General features: G+C 64.0%; 11 protein-coding genes and 1 pseudogene. 8 read left to right on the top strand and 4 right to left on the bottom strand.

Going from position 1 to position 15,163, the window contains the following annotated elements; all coding sequences use genetic code 11:
- Positions 1-29 precede the first annotated feature (29 nt).
- Positions 30-1,268, bottom strand: a pseudogene (locus C483_RS06525) (M3 family oligoendopeptidase); the annotation flags it as partial.
- A gap of 82 nt (positions 1,269-1,350) precedes the next feature.
- Between C483_RS06525 and C483_RS06520 the strand changes: the two are divergent.
- Positions 1,351-2,745, top strand: a complete 1,395-nt coding sequence (locus C483_RS06520; RefSeq protein ID WP_006652566.1) for a M28 family peptidase — start codon at positions 1,351-1,353, stop codon at positions 2,743-2,745.
- 17 nt (positions 2,746-2,762) lie between these two features.
- Here C483_RS06520 and C483_RS06515 read toward each other — a convergent pair whose 3' ends face one another.
- Positions 2,763-3,008 carry a hypothetical protein gene (locus C483_RS06515; protein ID WP_006652565.1) on the bottom strand — a complete coding sequence of 82 codons (246 nt, stop codon included), beginning with the start codon at positions 3,006-3,008 and terminating at the stop codon, positions 2,763-2,765.
- Positions 3,009-3,116: 108 nt separating this feature from the next.
- Positions 3,117-3,977: a tRNA pseudouridine(38-40) synthase TruA gene (gene truA / locus C483_RS06510; RefSeq protein WP_006652564.1), complete on the bottom strand. Its 861-nt coding sequence runs from the start codon at positions 3,975-3,977 to the stop codon at positions 3,117-3,119.
- 207 nt (positions 3,978-4,184) lie between these two features.
- Between truA and C483_RS06505 the strand changes: the two genes are divergently transcribed.
- From C483_RS06505 to C483_RS06495, 3 genes are all read left to right on the top strand, one after another.
- Positions 4,185-5,396 (top strand): hypothetical protein, encoded by a 1,212-nt coding sequence (locus C483_RS06505; protein WP_006652563.1) that lies wholly within the window; start codon positions 4,185-4,187, stop codon positions 5,394-5,396.
- A gap of 65 nt (positions 5,397-5,461) precedes the next feature.
- Positions 5,462-6,397: a nucleoside hydrolase gene (locus tag C483_RS06500; RefSeq protein WP_006652562.1), complete on the top strand. Its 936-nt coding sequence runs from the start codon at positions 5,462-5,464 to the stop codon at positions 6,395-6,397.
- A 139-nt stretch (positions 6,398-6,536) separates the two neighbouring features.
- Positions 6,537-6,944, top strand: a complete 408-nt coding sequence (locus C483_RS06495; protein ID WP_006652561.1) for a hypothetical protein — start codon at positions 6,537-6,539, stop codon at positions 6,942-6,944.
- Positions 6,945-6,957: 13 nt separating this feature from the next.
- On the opposite strand, the gene C483_RS06490 is transcribed toward C483_RS06495, so the two are convergent.
- Entirely contained in the window at positions 6,958-8,439 is a 1,482-nt protein-coding gene (locus C483_RS06490; RefSeq protein ID WP_006652560.1) for a sulfatase family protein, read from the bottom strand.
- 177 nt (positions 8,440-8,616) lie between these two features.
- Between C483_RS06490 and C483_RS06485 the strand changes: the two genes are divergently transcribed.
- From C483_RS06485 to C483_RS06470, 4 genes are all read left to right on the top strand, one after another.
- The gene (locus C483_RS06485; protein WP_049912474.1) at positions 8,617-10,263 is read left to right on the top strand and encodes a sulfatase-like hydrolase/transferase; all 1,647 of its coding nucleotides are present in this window, start codon (positions 8,617-8,619) and stop codon (positions 10,261-10,263) included.
- A 142-nt stretch (positions 10,264-10,405) separates the two neighbouring features.
- Positions 10,406-12,010, top strand: a complete 1,605-nt coding sequence (locus tag C483_RS06480; RefSeq protein WP_006652558.1) for a hypothetical protein — start codon at positions 10,406-10,408, stop codon at positions 12,008-12,010.
- A 242-nt stretch (positions 12,011-12,252) separates the two neighbouring features.
- Positions 12,253-13,614, top strand: a complete 1,362-nt coding sequence (locus tag C483_RS06475) for a GNAT family N-acetyltransferase (protein ID WP_006652557.1) — start codon at positions 12,253-12,255, stop codon at positions 13,612-13,614.
- Between the two features lie 28 nt (positions 13,615-13,642).
- Positions 13,643-15,163 (top strand): carboxylate--amine ligase, encoded by a 1,521-nt coding sequence (locus C483_RS06470; protein ID WP_006652556.1) that lies wholly within the window; start codon positions 13,643-13,645, stop codon positions 15,161-15,163.

The following is a 15,163-nucleotide window of genomic DNA, read 5'->3' as shown; positions in this document are numbered from 1 at the left end:
CATCAGAGATGTGTATAAGAGACAGAGCCCGAGTAGACGAACGGCTGTTCGTCTTTCGTCAACTGCGAGTGCATCGAGTGGCCGAGTTCGTGCGCCAGCGTGTACATCGAGGAGATGTCGTCCTGGTAGTTCATCAGGATGAACGGCTGGGTGTCGTAGGTGCCACTCGAGTACGCCCCGGACTGTTTGCCCTCGTTCTCGTAGACGTCGACCCAGCGCGACTCGAGTCCCTCGGCGACGCGGGACTGGTACGCCTCGCCGAGCGGTTCGAGTGCGTCGACGACGTACTCGGCGGCCTGATCGTACTCGACGTCGGGGCCCTCGTCGCCGGTCAGTGGCATGTAGAGGTCCCACATCTGCAGTTCGTCGACGTCGAGCGCCTGGCGCTTGAGCTCGGCGTGGTGGTGGAGTTTGTCGAGGTTGTCGTGGACGCTCTCGACGAGCGTGTCGTAGACCTCGACGGGGACGTTCGGGCCGTCGAGGGCCGCCTCGCGGGCGGTGTCGTAGTTGCGCGCCCGCGCGGTCTTTACGTCTGCCTTGACGCTGTTTTTGTACGCCGAGGCGACAGTGTTTCGCATCGACTCCCACTCGTCGAAGTATTCCTCGTAGACTTGCTGGCGAAACTCCCGGTCGGGTCGCTTGAGCAGGTTCGTGAAGTTGCTCTGGGTGATTTCGACGGCCTCGCCCTTGCCCTCGCCCTCGGGTTCCTCAACGCTCGGGAACGCCATATCCGCGTTCGAGAGCATGTTGTACACCTCGCCGGTCGCTCCGGTGACCTCACCAAGCTCCGCGAGTAACTCCTCGACCTCAGCGGAGCGCGTGTGGGGCTTCATCCGGAGCACGTCGTCGACGTAGTGGTCGTACAGCTCGAGTGCCGGCTCCGTCTCGACCAGGCCGTCGAACTCTTCGCGGGTCAACTCCTGCAGTTCGGGGTCGATGAACGACGCCGCAGACTGTGCGTCGGCCGCGAGCGACTGCGCGCGAGCCGTCAACGCCTGGTACTCCTGATTCGTCGTGTCCTCGTCCCGGCGCATCCGCGCGTAGGCCGCGACCGTCGAAACGTCACGCATGACCGAGTCGCGCAACTCGAGTACCGAGTGTAGCGTCTCGGCGTCGTCGGTGACCTGCCCCTCGTACGCCTGTAGCTCTTCGACGCGTTCGGCGACGTCCTCGTAGGCCTTCTGCCACTCGTCGTCGGTCGCGTAGACGCTCTCCAGATCCCAGGTATACTCCTCGTCGATCTCTGACCGTTCGGGAACGGAACTCATACACCCGGTTTCGGAACGAAGGTGGTAAAGGGTATCGAACGACGTGACTGGCGTTTTTGTCGCGTCGAGCGAATATGTGGGTATGACCGATGCTGACCGAGAGTTGACTGACGAGGCCATCGCCCGTGCGATCGGCCGCGCCTGGACGGACGACAGCGCCTGGGACCTCTTGACTGCACTAACCGAACTGCCGGATCGGATGGGTGGCTCGCCCGGCGAGCGCCGCGCGGCCGAACTGGTCCGCGAGTCGTTTACCGACGCGGGTCTCGACGAGGCCAGAATCGACGAGTTCGACATGCAGTACTGGGAGCGCGGAACGTCTGAACTCACCGTCGAAACAGATTCACTCTCGCGGCAGTTCGAGACGATCGCGCTGCCGTACTCACCCGCCGGCGATGTCGAGGGACGGCTGGTCGACGTGGGCTACGGCACACCCGCGGAGATAGCCGCGGTCGACCTCGAGGGCGCGATCGCCGTCGCGAGCACGACGACGCCCGCCGATCAGCGGTTCGTCCACCGCATGGAGAAGTACGGCCACGCGGTCGAGGCCGGTGCGGCGGCGTTCGTCTTCGTCAATCACGTTCCCGGTCAATTACCGCCGACGGGTTCGCTCCGGTTCAACGAGGAGGGTGAGATTCCAGCCGTCGGCGTCAGCGCCGAGAGCGGCGACTGGCTGAGCGAGTACGCAGGCCGTGTGGAAGACGTTCGTGCCAGCCTTCGTGTCGACGCCCGGACCACCGAGGGCACCAGCCAGAACGTCCACGCGACACTCAGTCCGGCTACCGACGCGAACGCCGACCGAGATACTGCTACCAACGGCACAGTACTCGTCCTCGCCCACTACGACGCCCACGACATCGGCGAGGGCGCACTCGACAACGGCTGTGGCATCGCCACCGTCGCCGGCGCGGCCAGCATCCTCGCCGAAATCGAGGGGGTACTCGAGTCCCGGGTCAGAATCGCGGGCGTCGGCTGCGAGGAGATCGGCCTGCTCGGTGCCGAAGCGCTCGCTGACGACCTCGATCCGGATTCGATTCGGGCAGTGGTCAACGTCGACGGCGCGGGCCGATTCCGCGACCTACAGGTCTACTCGCACGCGTCGGAGGAACTCGAGGAACTCGCCGCGTCGGTCGCCGGTACAGCCGGCCAGCCGGTCGTTCACGAGCCGGATCCACACCCGTTCAGCGACCATTGGCCGTTCCTGCAGGCGGGCGTTCCCTCGGTCCAACTCCACAGCGAGCCGCCGAGGGGGAGCGACCGGGGGCGTGGCTGGGGGCACACGTCGGCCGATACGCGCGACAAGGTCGACCCGCGGAATCTCCGCGAGCACGCGATTCTGACGGCGCTGCTGGTGTGGGAACTCACGCGAACGGACGTGGCGTCGATCGCGGTGGACGACCTGCGCGAGCGGCTGGTCGAACAGGACTACGAGCCGGGAATGCGAGCGGCAGGGATCTGGCCGGCCGGCTGGGAGTAGCGGCCACCCCGTTGTCGTCAGCCGCGAAGCTCGGCGTCCATCGCGGTACGAACGACCCGTGCGATCCCGAGCATCGCGAGAAAACTCCCGACGAAAACGATCGCGACGAACAGAAAGATCCCGAGTCCGACCGCGGGCAGGTTCGGATGGGTGAGCAGCGGCGAGACGACGGCTTGCGTGCCGAGGAAGACGATCACGATCCCCATCGCGACGCGGATCGACGCCCGCCAGTACGCACCGTACTCCTCGGGGGACAGTTCCATACGCCGAGGTGAGAGTCCGGCCATAAAAACGTCTCGTCATCGTGACCGTCACAGGTGATGACCGATTCGCCGGTGAGACGACCACCCCAGCCCGCCCCGGTTGCAACCCTACCGCTCTCGCACTCCCTCCGCAACTCGTCCTGCCACACGCGCTCCCGTCACCCGCTCTCGCCGTCGCCGATCGAATACCGCCCGCGCGCTCTCAGCCGCCTCCTCGTCGACGTCGAACTCGAGTGCCCCGTACTCGACGTCAGTCAGTACCAGCGGCTCGGGTGGCGCGGGCCCGATTCCCTCGTGGCCGGGCAGCGGGTCGGGCTCGAGTGCCCGTTCGATCGTTTGCAGGTCGGCCTCGCCGGTGCCGACATCCTGGGCGAGCGAGACGAGCCGGCGGACGAGTTCGCGACAGAAGCCGCCAGCGGTGACGGTCACCACGAGGAACTGGCCATCGCGGGTGGACTCGAGTACCGGCGAACGCTCGGTGTTGCGGTCGTCGGGTGTGAGGTTGTGGAAGTTGTGTGGGCCGGAGAGGGCGTCGCAGGCTGCCTGAAAGCGGTCGTCGTCGACGGTGTGGGCCGTGACGGTAGGAGAAGCATGACCCTCATCGGTGTCGCTGGCGGGCGGTGCGTACAGATAATAGGTATACTCGCGCTCGCGTGCATGGTGAGTCGCGTGGAACTCGTCGGGCGCGTCGGCGGCCGTCCAGGCGCGGATGTCGGCCGGCAGTTTGCTGTTGAACGCCCGCGGGGTGAGCCAGTCAGGGGTTTCGAAGGCGACGGTCTGTGCGAGTGCGGAAACGCCGGCGTCAGTTCGGCCGGCGGCGGCGTAGCCGGCGGGTTTGTCGGCGTCGGGAGCGAGAACGTCGAGCGCGCGCAGGGCGTCGAACATCGCGCCCTCGACGGTTGGCACGTCAGGCTGGCGCTGGAAGCCGTAGTAGTCGGTGCCGTCGTAGGCGAGTCGAAACGCGCGCATCGGTGATGACTCGAGAAAGTAACTCGAGTGTGTTAGCGTCGTCGAATACTCGAGTGAGCGTCGACCCGAGTTTATTTCAACTATTGTGGATATAATTTCGGTATGCGTCGCCCGTCCGTACCCTCCCGGCGTTCCAGACGTGCGTTCCTTGGCGGAACGGCCGTTGCTGGAACGGCCGCCTTGGCCGGTTGTACCACGCTGTACCACGTGCTTCCGGACCGAACCGTCTACGCTCGTACCCGACGGCGCGATATCCCCGAGGTTCCGCCGGCCGTCGAGACGACTGATGCACACGTACGCGAGACAGCCGATCAGATCGCCGAACACGCCGACGCTGCGCTCGCTGTCTGGGAACGACTGGACGAACCGTCCGAGCAGACCCCGGTCACCAGACCCAATATCGAATCAGCCAGCGAGTTCGCCACAGAAGCGCCGACGAAACCGCCCGTGGTCAGTACTGTCGAATCGTCGGGCCGTCACCTCCACCAGGCAGCACAGGGTGATGCCTACGCCCGTGCCTTCCTCGACGAGTTCGACGACGACCCAATCGAGGGTGTCGACGACGGACTCGAGGCGGTGACGGAACTGGCGAGGCAGTTCGAGTACGAGACCGAAGCGCCCGAGACGTTCCTCGCCTACGGCCAGTCGATCGAGTACAGCCTGCGCCGGGCGGAGTCCGGTCTGTCGCGACAGAGAGACGCCGAAATCGACGAAAATGACCGTTCGGGTCGCGCCGAGCAGATTGCATCGGTGTACAGCGGCGTCCAGCGGAGCCGATTACGCGTCCGTGACGCGAGAGCCTACCGCGAGGCGCTCCGGAAGCGTGACCCTGGTGGCGAGTCGATCCGCGACTCACTCGCAGAGAGCCGAGACGAACTCGAAGACCGAATCGACAACCTGCTTGCCACCCGCGAGGAGTGGGGTGACCGATTCGACGCCGACGAATTTGAGGGCGAACGACGCGATGTCCGCAGCGCGTTGTACTCACGCTCGGGTGGCCGCAAGTCCGATGTCCAGAGTGCGATACGAGACATCGACGGCGGATACGAGGTGTACGGGACCGTCGCGCTCGCAGATGTGTGGCTCCGACTGGCGGCGGCGCGTGACGAGTGGGAACGGATCGAGACCGAGGGTGCGGACGTACTCGATGGCGTTGTGATCGACGAGGCGAAGCGAGACGCAGTGAGTCGACTCGAGGACCTGCTTGTGGCCGATCCCGAACCGCTAACGCGGCTGTTCTGTTCGGAGGCGCGAACGCTGGTGTCCGTTGGTGATCGGGACCTGGATATCGATGCAGGCGAGATGGACGAGGATCAGCGTTGGAGCCTCGCCAACGGCTACGCCCGGTATCTGCTCGCAAGAGGGATGCTCGACCGCATCTCCGAGGCAGTCAATCTTCTGGCCGGCGACAGGAGTTGATCCTGCGAGTCGATCCTGGACGACGCCGACCCGCGTTTTATACGCCCGCGAGCGTCAGTGTCGGTATGAGCCGTCCAGTGTTGCTCGACACGGACCCCGGCTGTGACGACGCGGTCGCGATCACGTTGGCACTCGCCAGCGACGACCTCGAGGTCGTTGGCCTCTCGACGGCCCACGGAAACACCACGGTCGACAATACGACTGCGAACGCCCGTTCGATCCTCGAACTCGTCGACCGGACGGACGTTCCCGTCGCGACGGGCGCGGACTGTCCGCTGACGGTCGACCTCGAGACGGCCGAGCACATCCACGGTCCCGGCGGCATTCTCGGAGAGTTGCCGGAGCCGACCGCCGCAACTGAGTCCGTCGACAGTCCTGCCGCCCAGTTCATCGTCGAGCAGGCCCGCAAGCATGCCGGCGACCTCACGCTCGTTGCTATCGCGCCGCTAACGAACGTCGCTCTGGCGCTCGCGTTGGAACCCGACTTGCCAGAGCTGCTCGACGACCTCGTCGTCATGGGCGGGGCCGCCTTCGGGCAGGGGAACGTCACCCCGCTCGCCGAGGCGAACTTCCACTCTGATCCCCACGCGGCCCACCGCGTCGTCCGAGACCTCTCGCCGACCATCGTCGGTCTGGACGTTACCAGGGGTGCAACCTTCCCACCGGATCGACTCCCAGCGCTCTCGCGGGACGGTCGACTCGAGCGGACCATCCGTCAGTGGCTCACCTACTACGACGAGGAGCAACTGGCGCGCTACGATATCGAGTCGGCTGCGATCCACGACGCGCTCGTCGTCGCCTGGCTGCTCGACGATGGGATTCTCGAGACCGAACCCTGCGCTATGCGCGTCGGGACCGACAGTGACCTCGCGCGTGGCGTACTCGTCTGTGATGCGCGCGGCGTCACCGAACGCCCGCCGAACGGCCACGTTGCGACAGCCGTCGACACCGACCGATTTCGGTCGGTTCTCGGCGAGGGACTCGAGTCCCTGTTTGGATAGCTCCGCCACCGGAACTATCGTTGTATTGAGTGGTTTGCCTGCATCGTATTTCGTTTCGTAATGGATTGGTCCTCGCAGCGTCACGGGATTGGTTATCATTAGCATACGTTTTATATCGATGTAGTTACCATACGGTGGTATGACGGTGGTACGGTTTGACAATGGGAAGCGTGTTATCCAGCGGTGGGACCAGGTGTTCACGGTGATATCGGCGGAGCCGAGGCGACAGATCATCATCTCCTTGATGGACAGCGAACCCGACCAGTCGGTTGCGTTGCCGGCGGCAGCGAGCAATCCAAACGTACCGATCGACCCGACGACGCTCCGACAGCAACTGGTACACAACCACTTGCCACTGCTCGCCGATCTCGGGTTCGTCGAGTGGGAGACTGACCCGCTGTGTGCGGTCCGGGGGGACCGCTTCGACGAAGTGGCAGTCGTCTTCACCGCACTCCACGAGACAGCGGCTGAGTTGCCCGACTCGCTGGTCGTTGGCTGCCAGCGACTCGAGTGCGAACAGCAACACAACGAGTCGGTACTCGAGTAACCTGGGTGTCGCGCTAGCGGTCGTCGCCCATCTGGGGGTGAATCGTCTCCCAGTCGCTGGGGACGACTGGGCCATCGAGTAGCGGATCGTTCGTCTCGGTCATCCAGTCGATGAGGTCGTCTCGGAGCCGGTCGCGAACATCGGCGACGGCTGGATCCCCATTCCGGTCGGGAGTGTCGACTGTATCGGGGGTGTCTTCCAGAAGAAGATTCTCCTGTTCGAGCGGATCCGCCTCGAGGTCGTACAGTTCTTCGTAGGCGCGCTGGTCGCCGTAGTACGCCTCGTGAACCTCGCGGCCGGCAGCGCTACAGTAGATGTCCGTCGTCATGTAGACATCTGGAAGGTGCCAGAAGTTGCGGACGTACTTCCAGCGCTCCGTTCGGATCGCCCGCATCGGATTGTATCGGTCGTGCCAGGTCATGCCGGCGAATATGCGGTCGCGGGGCTCGTAGTCGCCGAGGTCACTGTCTCCGCTATTTTCGTCGTGCGTGTCACTCTCATCATCTTTGCCACCCTCGTCACCGACCAACAGCGGCGTAAACGCCCTCCCAGCAAGCTTCGTCTCCGGCATCGGCGCGTCGGCAATCTCGAGAAGCGTCGCGAACACGTCGACGTTGCTGATGAGGTCGTTGACCGTCCGTCCACCGTCAATTCGCGATGGATAGCGCATGAGCAGTGCCGCTTCGATCCCCGGATCGAAACAACAGCCCTTCGCCCGCGGCATCGCCAGCCCGTGCTCGGTCGTAAAGACGACCAGCGTCTCGTCTGTGACACCCGCCTCATCAAGTGCGTCGAGTACCGTCCCCGTTGCCTCGTCTAACGCACCCAGCATCCCGTTGATCTCGGCGATATCCGACCGAATACCGGGCTCGTCCGGGAGGAACTCGAGTGGGGCCACGTCCTCGGGATCCGGTGCGTCGTACCGGTCGGCCTCGAAGCCAAAGCCGCCGTTTTCCTCGACGCGGTGGAGTTCGAAGAAGCCGATTGAGGCGAAGAACGGGTCGTGTGGTTCGTCAGTTTTGTCGGTCTCGTCGGTCTCGTCGGACGCGAGTACGGAGGCGAACTCGTCTGCGACGGCGTTCGCGCGGGCGGTTTCGTGGACGGCTGGCGACGCCTCGACGGTCAACGGCTGTTCGGTGTGAATGTGGTCGTAACCGAGCTGGTCGGGGTACTCGGTGATGTGCTGGAGTCCAAACAGATGGGTCTCGTAGCCGGCATCACAGAGCAGGCCCGGGAGGACGCGCTCGTCGGGGCCAAGTTCCCAGTCGGCGTGGGCGAGACCGAGCATGCCGTTCTGGTGGGGGTGGCGGCCAGTGAACAGGCTCGCCCGACTCGGTGAGCACTGGGGTGCGGTGACGAAATGTCGGTCAAACCGGATGCCGTCGGCGGCGAGGCTGTCGATATGGGGGGTTTCTACGTCAGCGCCGTAGCAGCCCAGATACGTTCCGAGGTCGTGACAGTGGACGAGAACGATGTTCGGGCGATCGCTGGTCATGCAGGTGGGCTACACCGACCGCCCGAGTAAGCGTTCGGACGTGATAGCGGCCGTGAGCGACAGGTCCGGCTGATTTTCTACAGAATCGATACGTCGGCTGTGGCATCACGATATCGTTAATCACCTGCACGTTCCGGGCTGGTAGCCTTCCCCACGTGTGGCGGAGCATTGCCAACCATGGCGGAGGAATCAGCGACTGCAGCTAACGGACGTGAATCGGAGTCACATTCGACAGCCCGGAACGTGGTTTTCGTCGTTCTCGACACGGCTCGTGCGACGAGTGTCGGCGAGTGGCCGACCGCGAACGCACGTTCGCAGGTCCTTGCCGAAGACGAACCAGCCGAGACCCACGGTCCGACACAGCCCACACCGACGCTGTGCCGACTCGCCGAAACCGGCACCGTCTTCGAGAATGCGTTCGCGACCGCACCGTGGACGCTTCCCTCCCACGGGTCGATGTTTACCGGGCTCTACGCCTCCGAACACGGTACCCACGGCGGCCACACTTTCCTCGATCCGGCGCTTCGCACGCTACCTGAGGCGTTTTCCGACGCCGGCTACGAGACCGTCGGCATCTCGAACAACACCTGGATCACCGAGGAGTTCGGCTTCGACCGCGGCTTCGACGACCTCCGGAAAGGGTGGCAGTACATCCAATCAGACGCCGATATGGGTGCTGTCGTCCGCGGCGAAGACCTCCGCGAGAAGCTCCAGGCAACCCGCAACCGACTGTTCGACGGCAACCCCGTCGTCAACGCGGCGAACATCCTCTACAGCGAAGTCCTGCAGCCGTCAGGTGACGACGGTGCCGCCCGCTCTGCAGACTGGGTCGACGGCTGGCTCGGCGACCGCGACGACGACAAGCCGTTCTTCCTGTTCTGTAACTTCATCGAACCACACGTCGAGTACGACCCGCCGCGGGAGTACGCAGAGCGATTCCTCCCCGAGGGTGCGACCTACGAAGAGGCAACCGCGATCAGACAGGATCCTCGCGCCTACGACTGTGCGGACTACGAGATTACTGACCGCGAGTTCGAACTGCTTCGCGGTCTCTACCGCGCCGAACTCGCCTACGCCGACGCACAGGTCGGTCGCCTCCGCGAGGTACTCGAGTCCCATGGCGAATGGGAGGACACGATCTTCGTGGTCTGTGGTGATCACGGCGAGCACATCGGCGAACACGATTTCTTCGGCCACCAGTACAACCTGTACGATACGCTGATCAACGTGCCGCTGGTCTGTCACGGGGGGCCGTTTACCGACGCTGAGCATACGTCTGAAACCAGCACCGGAAACGAAACTGGGGTCGAGAACGAAACTGACGGCCCAACAGGAACCCACCGCGACGACCTCGTCCAGTTGCTCGACCTCCCGCTGACACTCCTCGACGCAGTCGGTATTTCCGACCCCGAACTGCGCGAACAGGCGAGCGGGCGCTCGCTCCATCCCGCCTCGGCGGACGAACCAAGAGACGCTGTCTTCGCCGAGTACGTTGCCCCACAGCCATCGATCGACCGCCTCGAAGCGCGCTTCGGCGACATTCCGGACCGTGTCCGCGAGTTCGATCGCCGCCTTCGCGCGATTCGAACACACGAGTACAAGTACGTCCGCGGCGACGACGGGTTCGAGCGCCTCCATCACATCCCGACCGACCCGAGCGAGCAGTCGAATCTCGTCCAGGCAGAACCCGATACCGTCAGCGCGCTCCAGGCGCAACTCAAGGAGCGGTTCGATCCGCTGGCCGAGTCGGAACCCGACTCGACGGACGAGGTCGCGATGCGAGAGGGGACGAAAGAGCGGCTGGCGGACCTTGGCTATCTGTAACTCGCGTCCACTCGCTGTGCCTGCAACGCCGTTTTGGCGCTCGCGCTGGAACTGTGGGCCGTGACTGCCTTCGTGTTCGGCCGACTGTCTCGCGCCCAGAACAGCCGTATCGAACCCTCGCCATTCCCGTACGACTCGTGAAATGTCTGCGAACGAACACAGCACCGACACAGAGGCGGGAAACCGCGGTTTCGGAACCTTCTTTCGAACCTATACGAAGACGTGGGTTCACACCGTCGCGACGGTCGGCCTCACCGCCTTCGGGACGCTGACGTTCGTTCATCGCTGGTTCGCTGCGCTCGCATTCGCTTCGTATCTGCTTCCCCCGATCATCCTCTACATCCGCTGGCGCAGACAGGCGGGTGACCTGGACGTTTTCTCGGGGCACTCGAGTCCCGCCCAGACTGAGCCCGAAGCAGAGACCGATCAGACAGAACCAGAGGTCGATCAGACAGCGACGGACTCGGAAACGTCGGCAACACGCGATGGTCGACAGTCTCGTGGTGACCGGCCCGACGATGAGCAGTCCGACGAACCAGAGAGGACACCGGAGAAAGCGCGGGACGGGACGGTTGAGCCCGAGGTGGGTGCTGACGACGTTGCCGAGAGAGACGTTGCGTCTGATGCAATGGCCGACTCTCACGCTGTAACTGCTGGTGACGACGCCGAAACTGCTGGTGTTGACGCCGAAACTGCTGATGTTGATGCCGAAACTACTGACGGCGACACCGAAATTGCTGACGACAACACCAACACTGCTGACGACGCCGACAGTCCGGACGAGTCCGACCAGTGGCTGCTCCCGTCGGTCCCGACAACGGCGACACTGCACGACGTGGTCGTCACCGAGACTGGTCGAGGCTACGCGGTCGGCGACGGCGGCGTCGTGCTCACCGAGGCCGACGAGTGGACGACCGTTCTCGAGGACGGCCCCGGTGCCGCCGGCAACGATCTCGTCGGTGTCGACGCGACCGACGACGGCGACGCGGTCTGGGTCGCTGGCGACAGCGGCACGGTGGGGCGGCTCGAGACGGAGACGGGTCGCCACACCGACCATACGGCACCGCGAGATATCACGAATAACTGGCTCGGGCTCGCAGTCGGCGGCTCGACCGGCGAGGAGACGGTCCTGCTCGCCGACGGCTCGGGAACCGTCGTTCGTGGACAGTACCGCGACGGTAACGTGACGTGGGACGAACCAGTCTCTCCCGGCAGCGGCTCGAGTCTGAGCGGTGTCGCGTTGGCCGACGCCACGACCGGCTATTGCTGCGATACGAATGACGGGGTCTTCGAAACAACTGATGGAGGCCAGTCGTTCGACCGGATCGGAATCGAGGGTGCGGACGGGACGCTGACTGACGTTGCGGTGCGAGCCGTGATGGAAACAGATGATGGACACCCTGGCGACGGACCACCGTCGTCGGTCCTGCTCAGTGCCGACGATGGCGTCGTCCACCGCTATGACGGCACGAACTGGACACCAGAGCGAGTGTCGTCGACAGCGCTGACCGGAATCGCTCGCGACGGCAACCGGACAGTGGCCTGCAGCGACGACGGCTCGCTCTTCGAGCGTACGTCGCCAGCGTCATGGTCGCCGATTGATGACGACTTTGGATCCTTCGATAGCGACGATATAGACGCCCTACACGCCGTTTCTATCGTCTCAGGCCGTTGTATCGCAGTGGGTACTGCTGGAACGATCATCCAACAGGGACGATACGGCCAACCAGAGGATGGTAACGAATGACAATACCGCCGGGGTGAGACAGCCACGTTCGTAGACGTTCAGAGTCGAAATCGCAACAGGGTGGCGTGAACGAACTGGTTAGCTGGATGGTAAGCGCTGCGTATTCAGGCTCAACCGCTTTTTTCAACGCGACTGAAGGGGTTGTTGTCGTACCGACGTGAACGCGGGGGCGAGACGAGACGAGACGAGACGTGACATGACGTGACGAAGCGACCACTCCACCGTCGGTATCGACACTCCCCATGACCCAGTTCCGCTCGACTCGACCGCGTCCGCAGGCGTCGTACACGGTCCGGCCGTTTCGACCGAGCGATCGGAGCGCCTTCCTCTCCCTCTACGAACAGGTCTTCGACCAGGAACGCGGAACTGACTGGTTCCGCTGGAAATTCGAGCGGAATCCATTCGTCGACCACGTGCCGATTATCGTCGCCGAGCGGGACGGCGAACTCGTCGGCGCGCGGTCGTTCTTCGCGCAACCGATCCGCAACGAGGAAACCGTCTTCCGAGCGTTCCAGCCCTGCGACACGATGGTCCATTCCGACCATCGGCGACAGGGGCTGTTCGGCCGGATGAACGAACTGGCACTCCAGCGCTACACTGGCCAGGCGCAGAACCCGGCGTTCTGTTTTAACTTTCCAAACGAGCACTCGAAGCAGGGAAACATAAACCACGGCTGGCGGGACGTGGGGACGGTGCCGATGTACTATCGGCCCCAGGATCCCAGTACTGTGTTGCGAGCGGTGACGGGCGGGACAGCAGGGACGGAAGCGACGGAAGCGACAGAGTCAGCCGGATCGATTGTAACAGCGGGATCGGCTGGGTCGAATATAGCAGGCGGTTCGACACGACTTTCGACACCTCACCCGGCGAAATTGCCGGAGTCGCCCCCCAGAACTGACACCCCATCGCCGACAGCGACGACAGCCAACACAACGGACGCCAGTTCAGTCGCCGACGGCCGCGGCGTTCGCGCGGCCGACCGCGTCGCGCAGTCGGTCACGGCTGCAGTGCCGACCGTCCATCGGGCTGGCGACCGTCTGCTCGCGACAACCGACACCGAGCACACCATCGAGCAACACGACCGGCCACCGGCCGCAGTCCTCGCAGCGATCTATCAGCGTTCGATCCCTGACGGCTTCCACACCGACCGGAGCGAGACGTTCTACCGGTGGCGCTTCGATCGACCAACCCAGACCTATCCAACGTACGTCGCCACACACGGTGACGAACCGGTTGCCGCACTCGTCACCGTCCCCAACAGCACCGCCGCCGGCGAGTCCATCGAGATCATCGAGACGTTGCCACGCGACCTCGAGGCCGAGAGCGATGCACTCGAGTCCCTTCTGGTGCGGGCGCTGGCCGATGCACGAGAGCGGGCGTTCGTGACGGCGTTCGGGGAGACGCTGCCGAAGCCGCTTCGGTACCGGTTCTATCCGGATACGCGGTTTCCGCTCTCGACGATCCTGCAGCCAGCCTGTCGGACGTTGCTGGTACGCGATCTCGTGGGTGACGATGCTCGCGCTGGTGTGAACACAGCGGGCGGAATCGAAACGTGTTCGGCAGCCGACTGGTGTTTCTCGCGGCTCGATTTAGACACAACATAACATTTCTCCCCGCTGTGGACCGCTCGCTATGGAATCGAACGTCTGGGGTGGGCGCAAGTCAGTCGTCGTGCCGGGGATCACCGCGCCGAGTTCGCTCGCGTGTCTGCGTTCGTTCGCGCGACGGGGAATCCGGACCATTGTCGTCTCGAGCGACGAGCAGACCCCATCGTTCCGATCACGCTACTGCGACGAGGCAATCGTCGTGCCGTCGCCACACGAGAACCTGCTCGCGTACAAGGACGCGCTGCTGTCGCTCGCGAAACGCCCTGACGTAGGAACGATCGTTCCCGTGCGCGAGCCGGACGTCTACGTTCTTGCAGCCTACCGTGACGAATTCGCTGACCACATTGGGACGCCCTGGCCCGACCTGCAGACGCTCGCACGCGTTCAGGATCGCATCGAACTCTTCGACACCGCGTCGGAGGCAGGTGTGTCTATCCCCGAGACGACACTGTGTACCGAGGTTCCCGACCCGAACCGACAGTGGATCGTCAAACCGCGGTATTCGATCCTTACAGCCGAGTACGTCGACCGATACGGTCCCGAAACCTGTCTCGCGCCACCGTCGACTCGCTACCTCGAGTTCGATCACGACGACGCCCAGCAGATTGAGGTCGCACCGGCGAGCGGGAGGCCCACCTCCGAGAACGGTTCGACCGGATCCGCCTCAGCCATCGACGATAGCGCCACTGGATCCCCGACGGCCGACTCCGCTGGCGACGACGGGGCTGGCGACGTTCGTGCCAATACACTGACCGCGACGGCGACCACCAGTTCCGCCCGTCCATCTGCTGCCGACACCGACTACTCACACGAGCACCTCGATACCGACGGCGGGACCAGTGCAGCGTCTCCCTCGCCATTCGCAGGCGATGGTGCCGACGGTGATGGCGACACCGCCGACACCACAACAGCGGTACTCGAGTCCCTCCGCACCGAGATGCACCACACCCCGATCGTCCAGGAGTACGTTCCGACGAGCGACGAGTACGCCTTCTTCGCGCTGTACGACCACGGCGAACCGGTCGCGACCTTCCAGCACCGCCAGCGGCGGGGCTACAGCTACGCCGGCGGCCCGAGTTCCTACCGCGAGTCGGTTCGAATCCCCGCACTCGAGACGGCCGGCCGAAATCTGCTCGATGTACTCGGGTGGCACGGGTTGGCGATGGTGGAGTTCTTGCGCGACGAGGAGACGGGCGAGTTCAAGCTGATGGAGATCAACCCGCGGTTCTGGTCGTCGTTGCCGTTTACGGTGCAGACGGGGGCAGACTTTCCGTACTATTACTGGCTGCTCGCGACGGGTGAGGGCGAGCGGATCGACCACAGCTACGAGGTGGGGATCGGTGGCCACCTCCTCCGGGGGGAGCTGTTGCACCTCCATTCGATCCTGACGGCGGACGTGCCACTGGTGGAGAAGCCACGGTTTTCGACGGCGTTGTGGGATATTAGCCGATCTATCGTTGCGGAACCACGGTTCGATTATCTCAGTTGGAGGGATCCACGCCCGTTCGCCCGGGATCTGTTGAACGCGGCGCAGTCGCTGCGGTAG

This window comes from Natrialba hulunbeirensis JCM 10989 (genome assembly GCF_000337575.1).
Taxonomy (GTDB): Archaea; Halobacteriota; Halobacteria; order Halobacteriales; family Natrialbaceae; genus Natrialba; species Natrialba hulunbeirensis.
Note: the sequence above shows the minus strand (reverse complement) of the source record. Positions and strands in the feature narration are given on the sequence as shown.

Coding starts and splice junctions, on each gene's coding strand:
- C483_RS06520 (WP_006652566.1), top strand. CDS start 1,351: ATGACCGATGCTGACCGAGAGTTGACTGACGAGGCCATCGCCCGTGCG.
- C483_RS06515 (WP_006652565.1), bottom strand. CDS start 3,008: ATGGAACTGTCCCCCGAGGAGTACGGTGCGTACTGGCGGGCGTCGATC.
- truA (WP_006652564.1), bottom strand. CDS start 3,977: ATGCGCGCGTTTCGACTCGCCTACGACGGCACCGACTACTACGGCTTC.
- C483_RS06500 (WP_006652562.1), top strand. CDS start 5,462: ATGAGCCGTCCAGTGTTGCTCGACACGGACCCCGGCTGTGACGACGCG.
- C483_RS06495 (WP_006652561.1), top strand. CDS start 6,537: ATGACGGTGGTACGGTTTGACAATGGGAAGCGTGTTATCCAGCGGTGG.
- C483_RS06490 (WP_006652560.1), bottom strand. CDS start 8,439: ATGACCAGCGATCGCCCGAACATCGTTCTCGTCCACTGTCACGACCTC.
- C483_RS06485 (WP_049912474.1), top strand. CDS start 8,617: ATGGCGGAGGAATCAGCGACTGCAGCTAACGGACGTGAATCGGAGTCA.
- C483_RS06480 (WP_006652558.1), top strand. CDS start 10,406: ATGTCTGCGAACGAACACAGCACCGACACAGAGGCGGGAAACCGCGGT.
- C483_RS06475 (WP_006652557.1), top strand. CDS start 12,253: ATGACCCAGTTCCGCTCGACTCGACCGCGTCCGCAGGCGTCGTACACG.
- C483_RS06470 (WP_006652556.1), top strand. CDS start 13,643: ATGGAATCGAACGTCTGGGGTGGGCGCAAGTCAGTCGTCGTGCCGGGG.